Below are 18,258 nucleotides of genomic sequence, written 5' to 3' on the forward strand. Positions count from 1 at the left end.
CCCGGCCCCGGGGCGCCCGCGACGGGGCACACTGGAAGCACCCCCGTCGCCGGGCGTGCCGCCGGAACCGGTCGCCTCCCGCCGTACGTCCCGCCGAACCAACCGCCGACCCAATCCGTTTCACCGGGGGAGTTGGAAGCACCCGTGACCACCAGGACCGACCACATCGCCGACCGCCCCGTCTCGCTCACCGCCCCGAGCGGCATCAACCGAGCCGCCCACCACCGGCTCGACGAAGCATGGCTCGCGGCGGCCTGGAGCCACCCCTCGACGCGCTGCTTCGTGGTCTCCGGCGGCCAGGTCCTCATCGACGAGACGGCGGACGGCCGCACCGAACTCGTCATGACACCCTCCTTCGAGGCGCCGCTCACCGAGGCACACCGCTACTTCCTCGGCACCGACGAGGACGGCGTCAGCTACTTCGCCCTCCAGAAGGACTCCCTGCCCGGCCGCATGGACGACTCCGCCCGCCCGGCCGGACTGCGCGAGGCGGGCCTGTTCCTGTCACCACGCGACGCGGGCCTGATGGTGCACGCGGTCGCCCTGGAGAACTGGCAGCGCCTGCACCGCTTCTGCTCCCGCTGCGGCGAGCGCACCGTCATCGCCGCGGCCGGCCACATCCGCCGCTGCCCCGCCTGCGGCGCCGAGCACTATCCGCGCACCGACCCCGCCGTGATCATGTCCGTCGTCGACCGGCACGACCGCATCCTGCTCGGCCGCCAGGTCCACTGGCCCGAGGGCCGCTTCTCGACACTCGCCGGATTCGTCGAGCCGGGCGAGGCCATCGAGCAGTCGGTGCGCCGTGAGGTCCACGAGGAGGTCGGCATCAGCGTCGGCGAGGTCGAGTACATCGCCAGCCAGCCCTGGCCCTTCCCCTCCAGCCTCATGCTGGGCTTCGTCGCCCGCGCCACCTCGACCGACATCACCGTCGACGGCGACGAGATCCACGAGGCCCGCTGGTTCTCCCGGGAGGAACTGGGCGCCGCCTTCGAGTCCGGCGAGGTGCTCCCGCCCTACGGCATCTCGATCGCGGCCCGCCTGATCGAGCGCTGGTACGGCAAGCCCCTCCCGACCCGCAGCGCCTTCTGACACACGGAAGCGGGGTGGGCGTCCCTCGACCCGGGACGCCCACCCCGCTTCCGGTGAACCGCTCGCTCAGCCGCCGACCTTCTGCTTCACCTGCGCCAGCGACGGGTTGGTGAGCGTCGAGCCGTCCGGGAAGAGCACAGTCGGAACTGTCTGGTTTCCGCCGTTCGCCTTCTCCACGAAGGCGGCGGAGTCCGGGTCCTGCTCGATGTTGATCTCGGTGTACGCGATGCCCTCGCGGTCCATCTGGCCCTTCAGACGGCGGCAGTAACCGCACCACGTGGTGCTGTACATCGTCACAGTGCCCGGCATGTCTCTTGTGCTCCTTCGGCTGCTCGGGGAAGTCCTCGATGTGGGAGGAACGTACTTGAAAGCGCAGGCATTCCCCTGCGGCGGGGTCCGCCCGGCGTCCGCTCCGGCCCACCCCGTTCCTCCTGGTGGGACCCGCGTCGTATCAGTACGACCGCGAGGCACTGCCTGTGGACAACCCGGCTCATCGGTCTCCGGTGACCTGGCAGCATGGCGGTGTGACAGCAGCAACGCCCTCCCCTCTCTTCCCGCGGGTACCGGACTCGGCCGACGCGGTGCTCGAAGGGCTCGACCCCGAGCAGCGCGAGGTGGCCACCGCCCTGCACGGCCCGGTGTGTGTGCTGGCGGGCGCCGGTACCGGCAAGACCAGGGCGATCACCCACCGGATCGCCTACGGGGTGCGCGCCGGCATCCTCCAGCCCTCCAGCGTGCTCGCCGTCACCTTCACCAACCGCGCCGCCGGGGAGATGCGCGGCCGGCTGCGCCAGCTCGGCGCCGCCGGGGTCCAGGCCCGCACCTTCCACTCGGCGGCGCTCCGCCAGCTCCAGTACTTCTGGCCGAAAGCGGTCGGTGGTTCCCTGCCCCGGCTGGTCGACCGGAAGATCCAGCTCGTCGCCGACGCGGCCGCCGCCTGCCGCATCCGCCTCGACCGGGGCGAGCTGCGGGACGTCACCGCCGAGATCGAGTGGTCCAAGGTCACCCAGACCGTCCCGGCCGACTACCCGCCCGCCGCGGCCAAGGCCGCGCGTGAGGCGTCCCGCGACCCCGCCGAGATCGCGCAGCTCTACGCCGCCTACGAGGACCTCAAGCGGGAGCGCGGGGTCATCGACTTCGAGGACGTGCTGCTGCTCACCGTGGCCGTGCTGCAGGACCGGCGAGACATCGCCGAACAGGTCCGCGCCCAGTACCAGCACTTCGTCGTCGACGAGTACCAGGACGTCAGCCCGCTCCAGCAGCGGCTGCTGGAGCTCTGGCTCGGCGACCGGGAGAACCTGTGCGTGGTCGGTGACGCCAGCCAGACGATCTACTCGTTCACGGGCGCAACGCCCGACCACCTGCTCGACTTCCGCACCAGGCATCCCGGTGCCACCGTCGTGAAACTGGTCCGTGACTACCGTTCCACCCCCCAGGTCGTCCACCTCGCCAACGGTCTGCTCGCCCAGGCGCGTGGCCGTGCCGCCGACCACCGGCTGGAACTGGTTTCCCAGCGCGATCCGGGACCCGAGCCGGTCTTCACCGAGTACCCCGACGAACCCGCTGAGGCCGAGGGCACCGCGCGCCGGATCCGCGAACTGATCGACGCGGGTGTCCGGGCCAGTGGGATCGCCGTGCTGTTCCGCACGAACTCCCAGTCCGAGACCTACGAGCAGGCCCTCGCGGACGCCTCGGTGCCGTACCAGCTGCGTGGTGCCGAGCGTTTCTTCGACCGCCCGGAGGTGCGCAGGGCGGGCGTCGCCCTGCGTGGGGCGGCCCGTTTCGGCGGTAACGACAGTCTCCTCGACGATGCCGCCGACCTGCCCTCCCAGGTGCGTGCCGTGCTGTCCGGCCAGGGCTGGACGGCCCAGCCGCCGGCGGGTTCGGGTGCGGTGCGGGAGCGCTGGGAGTCGTTGGCCGCTCTGGTGAACCTGGCCCAGGACTTCGCCGCCGCGAGACCGGGTGCGACCCTCGCCGATCTCGTCGCCGAACTCGACGAGCGGGCCGGTGCCCAGCACGCCCCGACCGTGGAGGGAGTCACGCTCGCCTCGCTGCACTCGGCCAAGGGCCTCGAGTGGGACGTCGTCTTCCTGGTCGGTGTCGCCGAGGGGATGATGCCGATCACCTACGCAAAGACCGACGAGCAGATCGAGGAGGAGCGTCGGCTCCTCTATGTCGGTGTCACCCGAGCGCGCGAGCGTCTCCATGTCTCCTGGGCGCTCTCCCGTTCGCCCGGCGGGAGGGCGAACCGCCGGGCCAGCCGCTTCCTCGACGGGTTGCGTTCCGGCTCGGCGGCCGCGGGCGGCCGGGGTGGTGCGGGGGGAGCGGGAGGTGTGGAGCGTGGTGTGTCCGGGGCGGCCGCGTCCCCCTTTGCGGCGCCGGGCCCCCGGCGCGGGCAGCGCAGCCCTGCCCGGTGCCGGGTCTGCGGCCGCACCCTTACGGACGCGGGCGAGATGAAGCTGATGCGCTGTGAGGACTGCCCCTCGGACATGGACGAGGGCCTCTACGAGCGGCTGTACGACTGGCGCGGAGAGCAGGCGCGGCGCAGCGGACAGCCGGCCTTCTGCGTCTTCACGGACAAGACGCTGATGGCCATCGCCGAGACGGTCCCCGAGGACGCGGCGGGGCTCGCCCGCATCCCCGGGGTGGGGATGCGCAAGCTGGGGCGCTACGGAGCCGACGTACTGGCCATATGCGCAGGCGGGGACGGGGCGCATGGCAAGGATCAGGCCTGATTCCAACTCGTCGAGAAAATAGTTTGCGCATGCCCCGGGAAGCCCCATAGGTTCTTAGGCACGGGAACGGCGGCCTTCTCACAGGCCCCGGGTCCGTGTTGTACTTGCATATTCGCCGGACCGGTTGACCCCGGTCCCCTGATACGCCGAGAGGAGGCGAGTCCTGTGATCAGCATCAACACCAGCTCCGTCGTCAAAATGACCGATCGCTCGGCCGTCTCCCTGTGCATGCTCGGCGCCTCGCATCAGGGCACTGGTCTGTCCGGCATCCCTGCCGCACGTCCGGCGTCCTTCGTTGCTCCCGCGGGCCTTGTCCTCCGTGAGCGCGATGAGCGACCGATCAAGGCACTGGAAGCGGTAGAGGCACAGGCGCAGGCCTATGCCTTTGCGGCGACCGGTGCCGGATTCCGGAAGCAGACGACGACGCAGCACCACCTGATGTGGGCCTTCCGTGGGCCAGAACCCTGGAGTCATCCAGCCTGATTCGATCAGGCCGGCGCCTTCAGGGCCGCGGAACCCCATCCGGGATCCGCGGCCCTTCTGTTTGTCCCCGAACGGGGGCGACGGACCGAAGCGCCTCGGGACAAGACAAGAACCCGGTACCAGCCGCCACCCGGCCCACCGGCCGGAACGAACAGACGAGGAAGACGAACCGTGCAACTCGAAGCGCACGCCCCGTCCGTACCGCCTTCCGACACGATCCCCAAGCCTGGCTCCACGGAGGACCCGACCTTGACTCCGCTCATCGCGCTCACCGCGCTCGACGACGCCATCGAGAACCTCGGCGTACCCGTCCCGTGCCGTTCCTACGACCCGGAGGTCTTCTTCGCCGAGTCCCCGGCGGACGTGGAGTACGCCAAGTCCCTCTGCCGTACCTGCCCCCTGATGGAGGCCTGCCTCGCCGGGGCCAAGGAGCGGCGTGAGCCGTGGGGCGTCTGGGGCGGGGAGCTGTTCGTCCAGGGCGTTGTCGTCGCCCGGAAGCGGCCGCGTGGCCGTCCGCGCAAGAACCCGGTCACGGCATGAACACCCCAGGAACGATCGACCATCCCCTCACGCACGACCCGCAGAAGCAGGCCCCGATGATGCCGACCGCCGACGAGCCCGCAGGCTCCGCGACCGAAGACTTCACCACCAGCGGCGCGAACGACTCGCGCCAGAACAGGACCCGTGAGATGCAACTCATCCCAGAAGCCCTGGCCCGTGCGCATATGCACGAGCGGCTGCACGAGGCTGAGCGGGAGCGCCAGGCTGTACGCCTGGTGACCGCTCGCCGGATGCAGCGCCGCGCCGAGCGTGCCTCCCGGCGCGCCCGCCGCGCGCTCGCCATGGCCGTCATGCAGTAGCCGTGCAGTAGCGATTCTGCTGATCAGCCGGTTCCTCCGATCCGGCTGACCCGGCGGTCTCTCTCCACCGCGGGGGCCGGTCCGTGCCGAACGGACCGGCCCCCGCGGTGCGTTGCACCGAGCGGGCCGCGACGGCGGGCGCGGCCCGCGCGTCTCACGCCTGAGCCGTCGACTTCTCCTCCGTCAGGGCCCCCGCGCTTTCCGCTTCCGCCGCCTCCACCGCGCTCTCCGTGTTCGCCAGGCTCTCCGCGTCCAGTTCCGGTTCCTCCAGCTCCGGTTCCTCCGGGAGGAATCCCGGCAGCCACTCCTGCAGTTCATCGCGGAGCCGTACCGTCCCGCCCAACTGGCACAGCACACCGATCGTGCTCAGGGTCACCCGGTGTATCAGCAGATAGGCCGGAGGGAGGTTGAGCTGCTTGGCCAGTTGGTAGGCCGGGGAGCGGGGATCGCCGATGCGTGCGGCCTGGCCGCGCATCCAGCCACGGGTGAAGGTGAACGCCTCGACCCGCGCCGGTTCGATGATCGGCAGGAGGTACTCGAGGACCGCGTCGGGATCCAGCTCGATGGTCTCCCTGACGAAACCCTCCGCGCACAGCATCCGGTAGACGGCCTCCGCCTCGCCGTCCAGTGTCATCCGCAGGGCCTCGCCGATGGGGTGGGGCAACCCGCCCGGGAGACGGTCGACCGTGCCGAAGTCCAGTACGCCGAGACGCCAGTCGTCCTCGCCGTCCGGACCGCCGGGCAGCAGACGGAAGTTGCCCGGATGCGGATCGGCGTGCAGCAGCCCGGTGCGGGCCGGGCCGGAGAACAGGAAGCGGGCCAGGAGCTGACCGGCCCGGTCGCGCTGCTCTTCCGTGCCGTCCGAAATGACCTCCGACAGTGGTACGCCGTCCATCCACTCGGTGACCAGCACCTGCTCGCGTTGGTGGACCACTGCCGGTACGACGACGTCGGGGTCGTCCGCGAACTCCTCGGCGTGGGCCTGCTGGGCCCGGGCCTCCAAGGCGTAGTCCAGTTCCTCCGCGACCCGGTCCTTCAGCTCCGTGATCAGTGGCTTGACGTCCACACCGGGGACGAGCGGGCCGAGCAGGCGGGCGAACCGGCTCAGCTGGTTCAGGTCGGACAGCAGGGCCTCGCCGGCGCCCGGGTACTGGACCTTGACCGCCACCTCGCGGCCGTCGTGCCACACTCCCCGGTGCACCTGGCCGATCGAGGCCGCAGCGGCCGGCTTGTCCTCGAACTCGAGGAACAGGTCGTGCCAGCCCTCGCCGAGCCGTTCCTCCAGCACCGCGTGCACGGTGCGGGTCGGCATGGGTGGGGCCGCCTCCTGAAGCTTCGTCAGCGCCGCGCGGTAGGGCCCGGCGATGTCCTCCGGCAGGGCCGACTCGAAGACCGACAGGGCCTGGCCGAACTTCATCGCGCCGCCCTTGAGTTCGCCGAGCACCTTGAACAGCTGTTCCGCGGTGCGCTGCTGCAGCTCCCGGCCGACGATCTCCGCGGACTCGCCCACGATCCGCTTGCCGAGCCCCCAGGTCGCCCGCCCGGCGAAGCCGAGCGGGAGCGCGGCCAGCTTGGCGGTCCGGGTGACCGCCTTCCGGGGAAGATCAGACATGCGCCCTCCAAGTCCCTGCCGGCCGCTCCGCGTCCGCCATACGGCACAACTCCTTCGACGGCCCTTGCGGAGCCATTGTCTCGTGCGCCCGGCCGTACTCGGAGGTGTGTTCCGACATACCTTTCACCGCGTCCCCCTCCGCCGCTCCGCACGGGCACCCGGGACGGGCCCGGACCGGTCGCGCATGCCAGTGCAGACCTGGGAGGGACACCTCCCAACGAGTGCCGGCACTGGACGGAACATGGCCGTCCAGGTGAGCCAACGCGTGGGCGCCGGCCAGTCCGGCCACGGTCGCGGCCAGAGCCATGTCGCAGGCCCCCACCCGACGCTGCCGCCCGGAGCGCCACTGGGCGACCATACGGGGCCAAGTCGGGTCCCGGTCGGCCCGGTCCCCGTGGAGGCAGCCCGCGCAGGCCGTCTCACCGGGCAGGACGAGAGGTCCGACGACACCGGTCCCCTCCGCCACGCCCGCATGGAGATGGGGTGTTCCGGAGGCCACCAGGGGCTCGGCCCCCGACGGGTCGGGTGCGTGCACGGCGACATCGTCCCGGGGAGCGAGGATCACCAGGGAGAACCCGGGATCGCCCCCCTCGGACGGCGACCGGGCGGTACGGTGCCGCGGTCGGTCCGGCGCGGCGCGGCGTACGGCGCGGCGGGCCGCCTCGTCCCTGCGGTCGCCGATGGCTTCGGCGGGCAGGCCGCCCGGTGCGACGTCCCAGGGTTCGACCTGCCCGATGTCGCGCACGTCGACCTCGCCCACACCGGCTCCCGACAGCAGTGCCGCCAGCATCGCGCCCACCCGGCCGGCGCCCCTCACCTGCACCCGCGCGCCGCGGCGCGCGGCGAGTCGCCCGAGCGCGTCGCCCGGTGCGGAGGTGGTCAGGGTCAGCGAGGCCAGATCGGGGCGCAGCCGGTCGAGGACCTCCCGCTTCTCGCGGAGGGCGCCAGCGGCCGGACCGCCGCCCCGGGAGTCGTCCAGGAGCCCGGCCCGCGACAGTCTGGTCATGAGCCGGTCGACATGGCCGTCGGGCAGATCCATGCGCCGGCCTTCCTCACGCAGGTGATCGAGCCCGCGGGTGCCGTCGAGCAGGTCGAGGAAGCTGCCCGTCGCCGTGTCCACCGGCCCCAGGGTCAACGCGTGCGCGGGTGTCATCCCGAACTGCACGGTGTTGAGGTCGCGCCATCCGCGCCGGAGCGCGGGTTTCACCATCGGATGCATGCCAGGTCCCCCGTATGCCCTTGATCGCTGCCGTAGTGCCGTGTGTCACCGAACCCGTCGTGGCACCGCTGAACTGCGCTGCCCGGTACCGCTGGAGCCCAGTACGGCTGAACCCGCTCGTGGAGCGGTCGACGAGTGCCAGCATGCACCGCTTTGAAGAAGTGTGCGGAAAGTTGTCCACAGGCGGGGAGAATGATCCTATAAATCCTGCGCATGGTGGGGGGTTCGGCATCGAAGCGTCCCGGAACCGGGACTTCCCCGTGGCCAGCGGGTAACGTCGGGGCGTGCCCGCCGACCCACCGCACCGCGCCGCCCCACCACAGCGCAGCACGACGAGCCAGGCGATGAACGGCTCACGGGCGAGCGCGATCGAGGTCCGCCGGAGTTCCCGCCGACGCAGAACGGTGTCCGCGTACCGCGAGGGCGATCGCACCGTCGTGCTCATTCCTGCCCGGATGTCCGAGGCGGAGGAGCAGCGCTGGGTGAACGTCATGCTCGACAAGCTGGCCGCCCAGGAGAGCAGGCGGACACTCGGGCACACCGAACTGGCCGAGCGGGCCGAGCGGCTGTCGGCCCAGTACTTCGACGGGCGGGCCCTGCCCCGCTCAGTGCGGTGGGTGACCAACCAGAACACGCGCTGGGGCTCGTGCACGCCGTCCGAGGGCAGCATCCGCCTGTCGCACCGGCTGCAGGGCATGCCCGAGTACGTCGTCGACTACGTCCTCTGCCACGAGCTGGCGCATCTGCTGGTGCCCGGTCACGGGCCCCGTTTCTGGCGCCTGCTGGAGGCGTATCCGAAGACGGAACGGGCCCGGGGTTACCTCGAAGGCGTGGTCGCGGCCGAGCGGCTGCCGCATCTGCCCGGCACCCGCGCCGAGGGAACGCCGTCCGAAGCGAGCACGCCGTAGGGCACGCGCGTGTTGTGTACCGGGTCTGTACCGACTTCGTCGGTTGTCCGGGTTTGCCGTTAGCCTGGCGCGACGCACTCGCATTCGGGATGGGGGACGGTCGTACGCATGGCCAGGGAATTCCAACGCGGCCACAAGGCCAGGATCAGTGATCTCACCGCTGGCACGGACCTGTACGTCGGCGTGCAGATCTCCGGCCCCGGGCTCACCTTCGACATCAGCTGCTTCGGTCTCGACGCCGACGAACGGCTCTCGGACGACAGGTACTTCGTCTTCTTCAACCAGCCGAAGTCCCCCGAGGAGTCCCTTCAGCTCCTGGGTGCGCAGGCGGGCGACACGGAATCCTTCCGGGTGACGCTGGACCGGATCCCACAGCAGATCAGGAAGCTGTCCTTCACGGCGACGCTCGACGGCGCCGGGCAGATGTCCCAGATCGGTCCCGGATACATCCGCATCGTCGCGGGCGGCGAGGAAGTGGCCCGCTACCCCTTCGACGGCTCTGAGTTCTCCACCGAGCGGGCGGTGATGCTGGGTGACTTCTACTTCAAGGACGTGTGGCGGTTCGCCGCCGTCGGTCAGGGCTTCGACGGCGGGCTCGAAGCGCTGCTGAAGAACTTCGGCGGTGAGGTGGCGGAGGAGGAGCCCGCCGCCCCGCAGCAGCCGCAGGCGGGCGGCGCCCCCGGCTTCGCGCCGCCCGCGTTCGCCGTGCCCGGAACCCCCGCGCCCGCTCCCGCCCCCGCGCCGGCCCCTCAGCCCGCGGCACAGGGCTTCGCCCCTCCTCCCGGCGCCACCCCGCCACCGGCTCCGGCGCCGTCGGTGCACGCCGCGCAGACGATCGTCGCGCCCCTGAACACTCCGCCCGGCGGCCCCCCGGTGCCGCCTCCGGCTCCGGCTCCGGCGCCCGCGCCCTTCGGCCGGCCCGGCCAGCAGCCACCGCCACCCGGCCCGCCCGCTCCGAGCGCCCCGCCGCCCCCTGGCTACGGCGCACAGCCGCAGGCACCGCAGGCTCCCGCCCCGCCGCCCGGTCACGGTCATCCGACACCCCCACCCGGCTACGGCCAGCAGCCGCCGCCCGGACTGCCGGGTCAGATGCCGGGTCAGATGCCCGGCCCGCAGGCGCCCTACGGGGCACCGCAGGGTACTCCCCAGGGCGCACCGCAGACCCCGGGTGTGCTCGGCGCGCTCCAGATGTTCAAGGAGACGCCCACCGGGCAGCGCTGGACCCAGCAGAACCGGAAGCTCGTCCGCGTCGACCTCGGCATCGGCGGTCAGCCCGTGCTGGCCCGGCAGGGCAGCATGGTCCTCTACCAGGGCAAGGTCGACTTCAGCTACAAGGGCGCGGGGTTCACCGGCCGGATCGTGGGCAACGCGACCGGCCAGGAGATGCAGCTGATGCGCTGCACGGGCCAGGGCCAGGTGTTCTTCGCCGAGGACGCCACGATGCTGCACCCGATCGAGCTCCAGGGCGACGCCGTGTGCGTCTCCGCCGAGAACGTCCTCGCCTTCGACGAAGGCCTCCAGTACGAGGTCCGCCGCATCGAGGGGCACGGCATTCCCGGTGGCGCGCTGTTCACGATGCAGTTCCAGGGGACCGGCACCATCGTCGTGAAGACGCACGGTGTGCCCGTGGTGCTGCCGGTGACGCCCACCACGTTCGCCGACTGCAACGCCGTGGTCGCCTGGTCGGCCGCCTCCCAGGTGATCGTCTCCAGTCAGGTGCGAATGCGCCGCAACTCCTACCCCGGCGACACCGGGGAGGGCGTCAACCTCCAGTTCCGGGGAGCGCCCGGCAACTTCATCGTCGTCCAGCCGTACGAGATCTGAGGGAGCCCGTCATGAACCAGCCGCTCGCGGGCTACGCCCCCGCCCCCGTCACCGCGCGCATGGAGAACCACGGCAACCACATGCTGAAGGTCGCCATGCAGACCGGCAACGACCTCTTCGCGCGCGTGGGATCCATGGTCGCCTATGAAGGGTTCGTCCAGTACGAGCCCAACCCGTCGGCCGTGCGCCAGATCGCGCGGGACTGGATGACCGGGGAGGGCGCGCCGCTGATGAAGTGCTCCGGCGACGGCCTGCTCTACCTCGCCGACTACGGTGCCAACGTCGTCGTGATCAACCTCAACGGCGACGGCATCTCCGTCAACGCCACCAACCTGCTCGCCTTCGACGCCCACCTGTCCTGGGGCGTGGAGCGGGTGAAGGGCCTGGCGAAGTTCGCCGGGCAGGGCCTGTGGAACACCAGGATCTCCGGGCAGGGCTGGGTCGCGCTGACCTCCCGGGGCAAGCCGATCGTCGTCGACTGCGGCGGTGGCGAGGACGAGACGTACGTCGACCCGGACGCCCTGGTGGCCTGGTCCCCGAACCTCAAGGTGAAGGGCAAGCGCAGCTTCCGGGCACAGTCGCTGATCGGCCGAGGCAGCGGCGAGGCCTACCAGATGGCGTTCTCCGGTCAGGGCATCGTCGTCGTCCAGCCCAGTGAGGACAGCACCGACCGTCTCCGGGTCCGGGGCTGAGGGGGAGCAACCACACCATGCAGAGCCCGCTTTTCGCCTACAACGACCAGCAGACCCAGGAACGCTGGAGCCTGCAGAACAAGCAGATGCTCCGGGTCGTCCTGGGGGGTCACGACGACATCCTCGCCCGCAAGGGCAGCATGATCGCCTATCAGGGACTCGTCGAGTTCGACGCCGAGTACCAGAGCCGCGGTCAGGCACACAGCCGTGCGCGCACCGGTGAGGGACTGGACCTGATGCGCTGCCACGGGCAGGGCACGGTCTACCTCGCCAACCTCGCCCAGCACATCCATCTCATGGACGTGGACCACGAGGGGCTGACCGTCGACAGCAGCTATGTGCTCGCGATGGACTCCTCGCTGCACCACGAGGTCATCGCCGTCGACAGCCTGTACGGCATCTCCGGCTCCGGGAAGTACCAGCTCAACATCACCGGCCAGGGCAAGGTCGCGCTGATGACCTCCGGCATGCCGCTGCTGATGCAGGTGACGCCGGACAAGTACGTCAGCTGCGACGCCGACGCGATCGTCGCCTGGTCCACGGGGCTGCGTGTGCAGATGCAGGCCCAGACCCACTCCTCCGGGGTGTGGCGGCGCCGCGGCAGCACCGGTGAGGGCTGGGAGTTCAGCTTCATGGGCAGCGGTTTCGCACTCGTCCAGCCCAGCGAGCTGCTGCCGCCGCAGAACGCCCAGATCGGCTCCGGCCTCGCGGCACAGTACGGCATGGGCCAGCAGGGCGCCCGTGGACAGAACCAGGGCAACGTCTGGAGCTGAGCCGCTGGCCAGGACAGAGGTGAGGGGCGACCGCCCGTGGCGGTTGCCCCCACGCGTGTGCTCTTCGCACAGCGCTCATCCCGTGTGCGCCCGTGCGTCAGACGCCCAGTCTCGTCCGGGTCTCTTCCAGCAGGCGGACGACCGAGGTATCGGCCACGTCCGCCACCTCGTCGTACGGAAACCAGCGCAGGTCGAGAGACTCGTCGCTGATGGCGTGTGCGGCGTCCGGGGACGCCACGGCCGCGTACTGGACGTCGAAGTGCCAGTGGCAGGGCGACGGGATCGCGTGCCGGTCCAGACGCACCGGCCCGCCCTTCAGGAGGGTCAGCCCCGCGATGCCCGACTCCTCGGTGGCCTCCCGCAGAGCCGCAGCCGCGAGTGAAGCGTCACCCGGCTCACAGTGACCGCCCATCTGCAGCCACATCCGCAGCTTCCGGTGCAGGGTCAGCAGCACCCGGCCGCGCCCCGGATCGATGACCAGGGAGCTCGCGGTGATGTGGCCGGCGTCGCAGGCCTTCCACATGCCGTCCTGGTGCGCGGCGAGGTGGTCGAGGTAGGCCTGGCGGAGTTCCGGCTGGTTCTCGTACCCCTTGAGCACGAGAACCGTGTCGTCGTACAGGCTCACTCGGTGCCGTCGCCCTTGCCCTCGCCGGTGTCCGTGCCCTCGTCCCTCTTCCTGAGGTCGGTCTTGCCGGCCGCCTCACCGAGCATCTTGTCCAGCTCGGAGAAATCGATCTGCTCGCGGTGCACAAAACCGTCCGGATCGTCCAGGTCGGTGGCCGTCGGCAGCATGTCCGGGTGGGCCCACAGGGCATCCCGGCCGTCGACCCCGCGCGCGTCGGTGAGCGAGGCCCACAGGCGCGAGGCGTCGCGCAGCCGGCGCGGGCGCAGCTCCAGACCGATCAGCGTGGCGAACGTCTGCTCCGCGGGGCCGCCCGAGGCGCGACGGCGGCGCAGCGTCTCGCGCAGCGCGTCCGCGGACGACAGCCGGGGCTTCGCCGCCGCGTGCACCACGGCGTCCACCCAGCCCTCGACGAGGGCCAGCGCCGTCTCGAGACGGGCCAGGGCGGCCTTCTGCTGAGGGGTGTCCTCCGGCTGGAACATGCCCTGCTGGAGAGCCTCCTGCAACTGCTCCGGGTTCTGCGGGTCGAACTGGCCGACGACGTCCTCCAGCTTGGCGGTGTCGACCTTGATGCCGCGCGCATAGCCGTCGACCGCGCCGAACAGGTGCGAGCGCAGCCACGGCACGTGAGCGAACAGGCGCTGGTGGGCGGCCTCGCGCAGGGCGAGATACAGCCGCACCTCCTCCTGCGGGATGCCCAGGTCCTTGCCGAAGGCCGCGATGTTCACCGGCAGCAGCGCGGCCTTGCCGGCCGGGCCGAGCGGCAGGCCGATGTCGGAGGAGCCGACGACCTCACCGGCCAGCACGCCGACGGCCTGACCGATCTGCGTGCCGAACATGGCGCCGCCCATCGAGCGCATCATGCCGATCAGCGGGCCCGCCATGGCCTGCATCTCCTCCGGCAGCACGTCGCCCATGGCGGCCCCGACGCGCTCGGCGACCGGGTCGACGAGCTCCCGCCACGCCGGCAGGGTTGCCTCGACCCACTCCGCGCGGCTCCACGCCACCGAGGAGGCCGCACCGGACGGCAGCGAGGTGGCGTCGTCCAGCCACAGGTCGGCCAGACGGACGGCGTCGTCGACGGCCCTGCGCTCGGCGGGGCCGACGCTGGCGTCCTTCGTGCCGTCCGAGGTGCCCTGGGAGACCGTCTGGCGGGCGATCTGCTTGGCCATGTCCCAGTTCACCGGACCGCCCTCGTAGGAGAGCATCTGTCCGAGCTGCTGGAACGCGGCGCCCAGGTCGTTGGGGTTCAGGGAACCGAACATCGCGGCGAACGGATTGTCGGCGCCGGGGCCGCCGAAGCCGCCGACCCCGGGCATGCCGAAACCGAACGGGTTGGCCGGGTCCTGACCACCACCGCTCTGCGGGTCCTTCTTCTTGCCCTCGTCGCCGTCGTCCGGCTCCTCCGGCGGAAGGCCGAATCCGAATGGGGTGTCACTCACGGGATTCCTCGGCTGGTAGGGCCACCGGTTCTTTCCGGCGGCACGGTTGCCCGACAACACCACCCAGCGTAGACACCTGAAGCGGTTCGGGCCTCGATGCTTCGCCGACAGAAGGCCTGCGGCAGGATGGATGCCACCTGGTACACATGCTTCGCATGCGCTCGTACTGAAGACAACCGCTGGAGACGCCCGGTGAGTTCCCCAGATCCGCAGGTTCGCGCAGCGCGAAACCAGCCGACCCGCCCGTCGTCCCCGCGCGGGCCCGTCGTCGCGGTCACCGGCGCCGCGGCCGGTGTCGGCGCGCTGCTCACCGAGCGACTCGCCGCCTCGGAGGAGATCAAGCAGGTCATCGCCATCGACGAGCGCCGCGGCGAGTGCGCCGAGGCGCACTGGCACATCCTGGACGTACGGGATCCCGCCATCGCGGACAAGCTGCGCGGGGCCGACGTCGTGGTCCATCTGGCACTCGACCTCGACCTGGAGACCGAGGCCGCCGCCCGAACGGCCTACAACGTCCGCGGGACGCAGACCGTGCTGACGGCCGCCGCGGCGGCCGGGGTGCGCCGGGTGGTGCTGTGCACCTCGACGATGGTCTACGGGGCGCTCCCGGACAATGAGCTGCCGCTGTCCGAGGACGCGGAACTGCGGGCCACGGCCGAGGCCACCGGTGTGGGTGATCTCCTGGAGATCGAGCGGCTCGCGCGCAGGGCGCCCCGCGCGCACCCCGGTCTCAACGTCACGGTGGTACGGCCCGCTGTGCTGGTGGGGGGCACCGACACCGCACTGACCAGGTACTTCGAGTCCCCGCGGCTGCTCGTGGTGGCCGGCTCTCGGCCCGCGTGGCAGTTCTGCCACGTCGATGATCTGTGCAGCGCCCTGGAGTACGCGGTCCGGGAAGAGGTGGACGGTGAGCTGGCCGTCGGGTGCGACGGATGGCTGGAGCAGGAGGAGGTCGAGGAGCTCAGCGGAATCCGGCGGATGGAGCTGCCGTCGGCGGTCGCGCTGGGCGCGGCGGCACGGCTGCACCGGATCGGGCTGACCCCGTCCCCGGCCGGGGACCTGGCGTACACGATGCACCCCTGGGTGGTCAGCGGGAGCCGGCTGCACGACGCGGGGTGGCGGCCCACCTACACCAACGAGGAGGTGCTCGCCGAGTTGCTCGAGGAGGTCTCCGGTCGGCACACGGTCGCCGGGCGGCGGCTCGGCCGCAAGGACGCGACGGCGGCGGGTGCCGCGGGAGCGACGGTGGCTCTGCTGGGCGCGGCCGCGGTGGTGCGGCGGGCGCGGAAGACCCGCCGGCGGATCTGAGAAGGGGGCAGGAGCCGCCGGCCGGGAGACCCTGCTGAGCGCGCGTGCGGGGTGAACGGGGCGGTGGAGCTGTTCCGTGTTGGCGTGGGCGTGGGGCACGATGAGGGAATGGCATCCATGAGTGATCACCCCGGTGAGCAGGCGGCACAGGATCCGGTCAAGCTGATCGCGATCCGGGACGCGCCACTGTCCGTGGACGAGATCTTCCGGGCCGTCGGCGATGACGCGGCCGGCGGGACGGCGCTGTTCGTGGGTACCGTGCGCAATCACGACGGCGGGGCCGACGTCGACGAGCTGGGATATTCGTGCCACCCGAGTGCCGAGGACGAGATGCGGCGGATCGCCGAGAAGGTCGCCGCCGAGTACCCCGTGCGGGCGCTGGCCGCCGTGCACCGAGTGGGGGACCTTCGGGTCGGGGACCTGGCCGTCGTCGTCGGCGTGTCGTGCCCGCACCGGGGCGAGGCCTTCGAGGCCTGCCGGAAGCTGATCGACGACCTCAAGCACGAGGTGCCCATCTGGAAGCACCAGAAGTTCTCCGATGGAACAGAGGAATGGGTGGGGGCCTGCTGAGGCGTTCCGTGTCCTAGCTGTCCTGGCTGTCCTCGCTCCGGACTCCGGTTGCGTAACCGCACCCCGGGTATGAGCGTTGTCACTGCGGATGGTTAATCTGCTGATCAGTCAGTCGCGGACGCTCATGGGGTTGGGAGGTCGGCATGGCCGCTCTTGCCTGGTTGCTGATTCCGTTTATGACCGCGGTCGGCGCGGGACTGTGGGGCACCTGGGCCAACCGCACGCGCAGAGCGCGGAGCGACGGCCCCGAGCTCGTCGGGTACGCCCGTTTCCGCGAGGCCATGGAGAAGCCCCGGCCCTCGGGTGACTGAGGGGCCGAAAATCGCAGGTCACCGGCGTACGACGAGGTCAGGGCCGCCCGGACGGGCGGCCCTGACGGTGCGCTGACAGACCCGTCCCGTACTGTCGGTGCATGCCACGCCGCACCGCGACGATGCTCGCCTCCACCCTGATGCTGATCGCACTCCTGTGCGCGGGTGTGTTCATTCCCGTGCCGTACTCGGAGATGTCCCCGGGGCCGACGGTGAACACTCTGGGCGATCACGACGGCGAGCCGGTGCTGCACATCGAAGGGCGCAAGACCTACCCGACCGACGGCCACCTCAACATGACCACGGTGCGGGTCACGAGCGCCGACTACCGGATGAACCTGGTCGAGGCCGTCTACGGATGGCTCGCGCACGACAACAAGGTCGTGCCGCACGACACGCTCTACCCCGACGGCAAGACCGAGGAGGAGTCCACCCAGGAGAACGCCGAGGAGTTCAGCCAGTCCCAGGAGAGCGCCAAGGTCGCGGCCCTGAGGGCACTCGATGTCCCGGTGAAGTCCTGGGTGATCGTCGCCAGTGTCGTCAAGGGATCCCCCGCCGAGGGCAAGCTGCACGCCGGCGACGTGATCAAGAGCGTCGACGGCAGCGCGGTGCGCAAGCCGGCCGATGTCGCCGAGCTCGTGACCGAGCACAAGCCCGGCGACGACGTCGAATTCACGATCGTGCCCGCCAAGGAGCAGGCCGCCGCCGAGAAGGAGAACCGGACGCCGACGCGGACCGAGAAGGTCACGATCACCACCACGGCCTCCGACGACGCGGGGGGCAAGCGCGCCATCGTCGGAATCGCCGCCGGGACCGACCACACCTTCCCGTTCAGCATTGACATCAAGCTCGCCGACGTCGGCGGGCCGAGCGCCGGTCTGATGTTCGCGCTCGGCATCTACGACAAGCTCACTCCGGGCAGCCTGACCGGCGGCGCGTTCGTCGCCGGCACCGGCACGATCGACGACGCGGGCAAGGTCGGGCCGATCGGCGGGATCGAGATGAAGACGGTCGGCGCGCGCGCCAAGGGCGCCCAGTACTTCCTCACGCCCGCGGACAACTGCGCGGCGGCCGCCGAGGACACCCCCGAGGGTCTCACCCTCATCAAGGTGGACACCATCGACGACGCCCTCGCCGCGATGAAGGACCTCGGCTCCGGTGACACCGCGGACCTGCCGAAGTGCAAGGCTTCCTGACCGCGCGGGCACGCCTGCTGCCGCCCGCGCGGGCACGCTTCCTGCCGTCCCGCGCGGGCTACTCCGCGAACGTCGCCGACAGCGCCTCCGCCAGGCCCGGCACCAGGGCGGACCCGGTGAGGACCTCCGTGGGCGAGTCCTTCTCCCGCAGCCGCAGTGCGGAGTCCCGGGCGCCGTCACGCAGGACCGCGACCGTCATGCGGACCTCCTGGCGCTCCGGGTGCTTCGCCACCCACGCTGCCAGCGCGGCCTCGTCCAGATTCTGCGGGACCTGGGCCTCCGCGGACGGCGGCAGCATCAGACGCTCCACGGTCAGGGCGCAGCCGGCGACCGAGTCGGGCCAGGCGATGGTGCCCAGGAACTCGTCGAGCGGCTTGCCCGTTGGAATCTCATCCTGCTCGATCGGGGTGAGGGCGGTTGTCTCCTGCTCGTCGCCCAGACCGAGCCGGTCCGCCAGCGAGGGCTGTTCGGCGCGGAGCCGCGCGGTGTCTACGAGGGCGAAGAGACGGGCAGGCTGGTCCCAGCCGAGGCCGGAGACGTACTCGTCGATCTCGAGTACGGCCCGGGTGAGCGGGTTCGCCGCCATGGGTGTGTTGGACATGGTCACAATCCTC

At 71.0% G+C, this 18,258-nt stretch carries 18 protein-coding genes and 1 pseudogene; 13 read left to right on the plus strand and 6 right to left on the minus strand.

The window, feature by feature from the left end:
• Nucleotides 1-144 precede the first annotated feature (144 nt).
• On the plus strand, nucleotides 145-1,089 hold the full coding sequence (gene nudC / locus DIZ27_RS04205; RefSeq protein WP_109376901.1) for an NAD(+) diphosphatase: 945 nt from the start codon (nucleotides 145-147) through the stop codon (nucleotides 1,087-1,089).
• A 66-nt stretch (nucleotides 1,090-1,155) separates the two neighbouring features.
• Here nudC and DIZ27_RS04210 read toward each other — a convergent pair whose 3' ends face one another.
• Nucleotides 1,156-1,398: a mycoredoxin gene (locus tag DIZ27_RS04210; protein WP_109376902.1), complete on the minus strand. Its 243-nt coding sequence runs from the start codon at nucleotides 1,396-1,398 to the stop codon at nucleotides 1,156-1,158.
• 145 nt (nucleotides 1,399-1,543) lie between these two features.
• Between DIZ27_RS04210 and DIZ27_RS04215 the strand changes: the two are divergent.
• The 4 genes and pseudogenes from DIZ27_RS04215 to DIZ27_RS04230 form a co-directional block, all read left to right on the plus strand.
• A pseudogene (locus DIZ27_RS04215) lies at nucleotides 1,544-3,824 on the plus strand (ATP-dependent DNA helicase UvrD2); the annotation flags it as partial.
• Between the two features lie 165 nt (nucleotides 3,825-3,989).
• The gene (locus tag DIZ27_RS04220) at nucleotides 3,990-4,307 is read left to right on the plus strand and encodes a hypothetical protein (RefSeq protein ID WP_109376903.1); all 318 of its coding nucleotides are present in this window, start codon (nucleotides 3,990-3,992) and stop codon (nucleotides 4,305-4,307) included.
• 171 nt (nucleotides 4,308-4,478) lie between these two features.
• Nucleotides 4,479-4,847, plus strand: coding sequence for a WhiB family transcriptional regulator (locus tag DIZ27_RS04225; protein WP_109376904.1), 369 nt, complete (start codon nucleotides 4,479-4,481; stop codon nucleotides 4,845-4,847).
• Nucleotides 4,844-5,167 (plus strand): hypothetical protein, encoded by a 324-nt coding sequence (locus tag DIZ27_RS04230; protein ID WP_109376905.1) that lies wholly within the window; start codon nucleotides 4,844-4,846, stop codon nucleotides 5,165-5,167. Before DIZ27_RS04225 ends, DIZ27_RS04230 begins: the two co-directional genes overlap by 4 nt.
• Before the next feature lie 154 nt (nucleotides 5,168-5,321).
• Here the strand turns inward: DIZ27_RS04230 and DIZ27_RS04235 are convergent, their stop codons facing one another.
• Together DIZ27_RS04235 and DIZ27_RS04240 are read right to left on the minus strand one after the other, a co-directional pair.
• Nucleotides 5,322-6,779 (minus strand): AarF/ABC1/UbiB kinase family protein, encoded by a 1,458-nt coding sequence (locus DIZ27_RS04235; RefSeq protein WP_109376906.1) that lies wholly within the window; start codon nucleotides 6,777-6,779, stop codon nucleotides 5,322-5,324.
• The gene (locus DIZ27_RS04240) at nucleotides 6,772-7,998 is read right to left on the minus strand and encodes a ThiF family adenylyltransferase (protein WP_109376907.1); all 1,227 of its coding nucleotides are present in this window, start codon (nucleotides 7,996-7,998) and stop codon (nucleotides 6,772-6,774) included. Before DIZ27_RS04240 ends, DIZ27_RS04235 begins: the two co-directional genes overlap by 8 nt.
• Before the next feature lie 284 nt (nucleotides 7,999-8,282).
• On the opposite strand from DIZ27_RS04240, the gene DIZ27_RS04245 reads away from it, so the two are divergent.
• From DIZ27_RS04245 to DIZ27_RS04260, 4 genes are all read left to right on the plus strand, one after another.
• Nucleotides 8,283-8,906: a M48 family metallopeptidase gene (locus tag DIZ27_RS04245; protein ID WP_109376908.1), complete on the plus strand. Its 624-nt coding sequence runs from the start codon at nucleotides 8,283-8,285 to the stop codon at nucleotides 8,904-8,906.
• A gap of 108 nt (nucleotides 8,907-9,014) precedes the next feature.
• Nucleotides 9,015-10,730, plus strand: coding sequence for a TerD family protein (locus DIZ27_RS04250; protein ID WP_109376909.1), 1,716 nt, complete (start codon nucleotides 9,015-9,017; stop codon nucleotides 10,728-10,730).
• A gap of 11 nt (nucleotides 10,731-10,741) precedes the next feature.
• Nucleotides 10,742-11,422, plus strand: coding sequence for an AIM24 family protein (locus tag DIZ27_RS04255; protein ID WP_109376910.1), 681 nt, complete (start codon nucleotides 10,742-10,744; stop codon nucleotides 11,420-11,422).
• A gap of 17 nt (nucleotides 11,423-11,439) precedes the next feature.
• Nucleotides 11,440-12,195 carry an AIM24 family protein gene (locus tag DIZ27_RS04260; protein WP_109376911.1) on the plus strand — a complete coding sequence of 252 codons (756 nt, stop codon included), beginning with the start codon at nucleotides 11,440-11,442 and terminating at the stop codon, nucleotides 12,193-12,195.
• 97 nt (nucleotides 12,196-12,292) lie between these two features.
• On the opposite strand, the gene DIZ27_RS04265 is transcribed toward DIZ27_RS04260, so the two are convergent.
• Nucleotides 12,293-12,820, minus strand: a complete 528-nt coding sequence (locus tag DIZ27_RS04265) for an NUDIX hydrolase (protein ID WP_109376912.1) — start codon at nucleotides 12,818-12,820, stop codon at nucleotides 12,293-12,295.
• Nucleotides 12,817-14,259, minus strand: a complete 1,443-nt coding sequence (locus DIZ27_RS04270; protein WP_109376913.1) for a zinc-dependent metalloprotease — start codon at nucleotides 14,257-14,259, stop codon at nucleotides 12,817-12,819. Before DIZ27_RS04270 ends, DIZ27_RS04265 begins: the two co-directional genes overlap by 4 nt.
• Before the next feature lie 192 nt (nucleotides 14,260-14,451).
• On the opposite strand from DIZ27_RS04270, the gene DIZ27_RS04275 reads away from it, so the two are divergent.
• The 4 genes from DIZ27_RS04275 to DIZ27_RS04285 all read left to right on the plus strand — a co-directional run bounded on the left by DIZ27_RS04275 (nucleotide 14,452) and on the right by DIZ27_RS04285 (nucleotide 17,644).
• Entirely contained in the window at nucleotides 14,452-15,567 is a 1,116-nt protein-coding gene (locus DIZ27_RS04275; protein WP_109376914.1) for an SDR family oxidoreductase, read from the plus strand.
• A 108-nt stretch (nucleotides 15,568-15,675) separates the two neighbouring features.
• Nucleotides 15,676-16,137, plus strand: coding sequence for a molybdenum cofactor biosynthesis protein MoaE (locus tag DIZ27_RS04280; RefSeq protein ID WP_109376915.1), 462 nt, complete (start codon nucleotides 15,676-15,678; stop codon nucleotides 16,135-16,137).
• Between the two features lie 143 nt (nucleotides 16,138-16,280).
• The gene (locus tag DIZ27_RS45560) at nucleotides 16,281-16,448 is read left to right on the plus strand and encodes a hypothetical protein (RefSeq protein ID WP_181383367.1); all 168 of its coding nucleotides are present in this window, start codon (nucleotides 16,281-16,283) and stop codon (nucleotides 16,446-16,448) included.
• Nucleotides 16,449-16,549: 101 nt separating this feature from the next.
• Nucleotides 16,550-17,644 carry a PDZ domain-containing protein gene (locus tag DIZ27_RS04285; RefSeq protein ID WP_109376916.1) on the plus strand — a complete coding sequence of 365 codons (1,095 nt, stop codon included), beginning with the start codon at nucleotides 16,550-16,552 and terminating at the stop codon, nucleotides 17,642-17,644.
• Between the two features lie 58 nt (nucleotides 17,645-17,702).
• On the opposite strand, the gene DIZ27_RS04290 is transcribed toward DIZ27_RS04285, so the two are convergent.
• A complete protein-coding gene (locus DIZ27_RS04290; RefSeq protein ID WP_109376917.1) occupies nucleotides 17,703-18,245 on the minus strand; it encodes a PPA1309 family protein in 543 nt (180 codons plus the stop codon).
• Between the last annotated feature and the right edge of the window lie 13 nt (nucleotides 18,246-18,258).

The organism is Streptomyces sp. NWU339 (assembly GCF_003143855.1).
Taxonomy (GTDB): Bacteria; Actinomycetota; Actinomycetes; order Streptomycetales; family Streptomycetaceae; genus Streptomyces.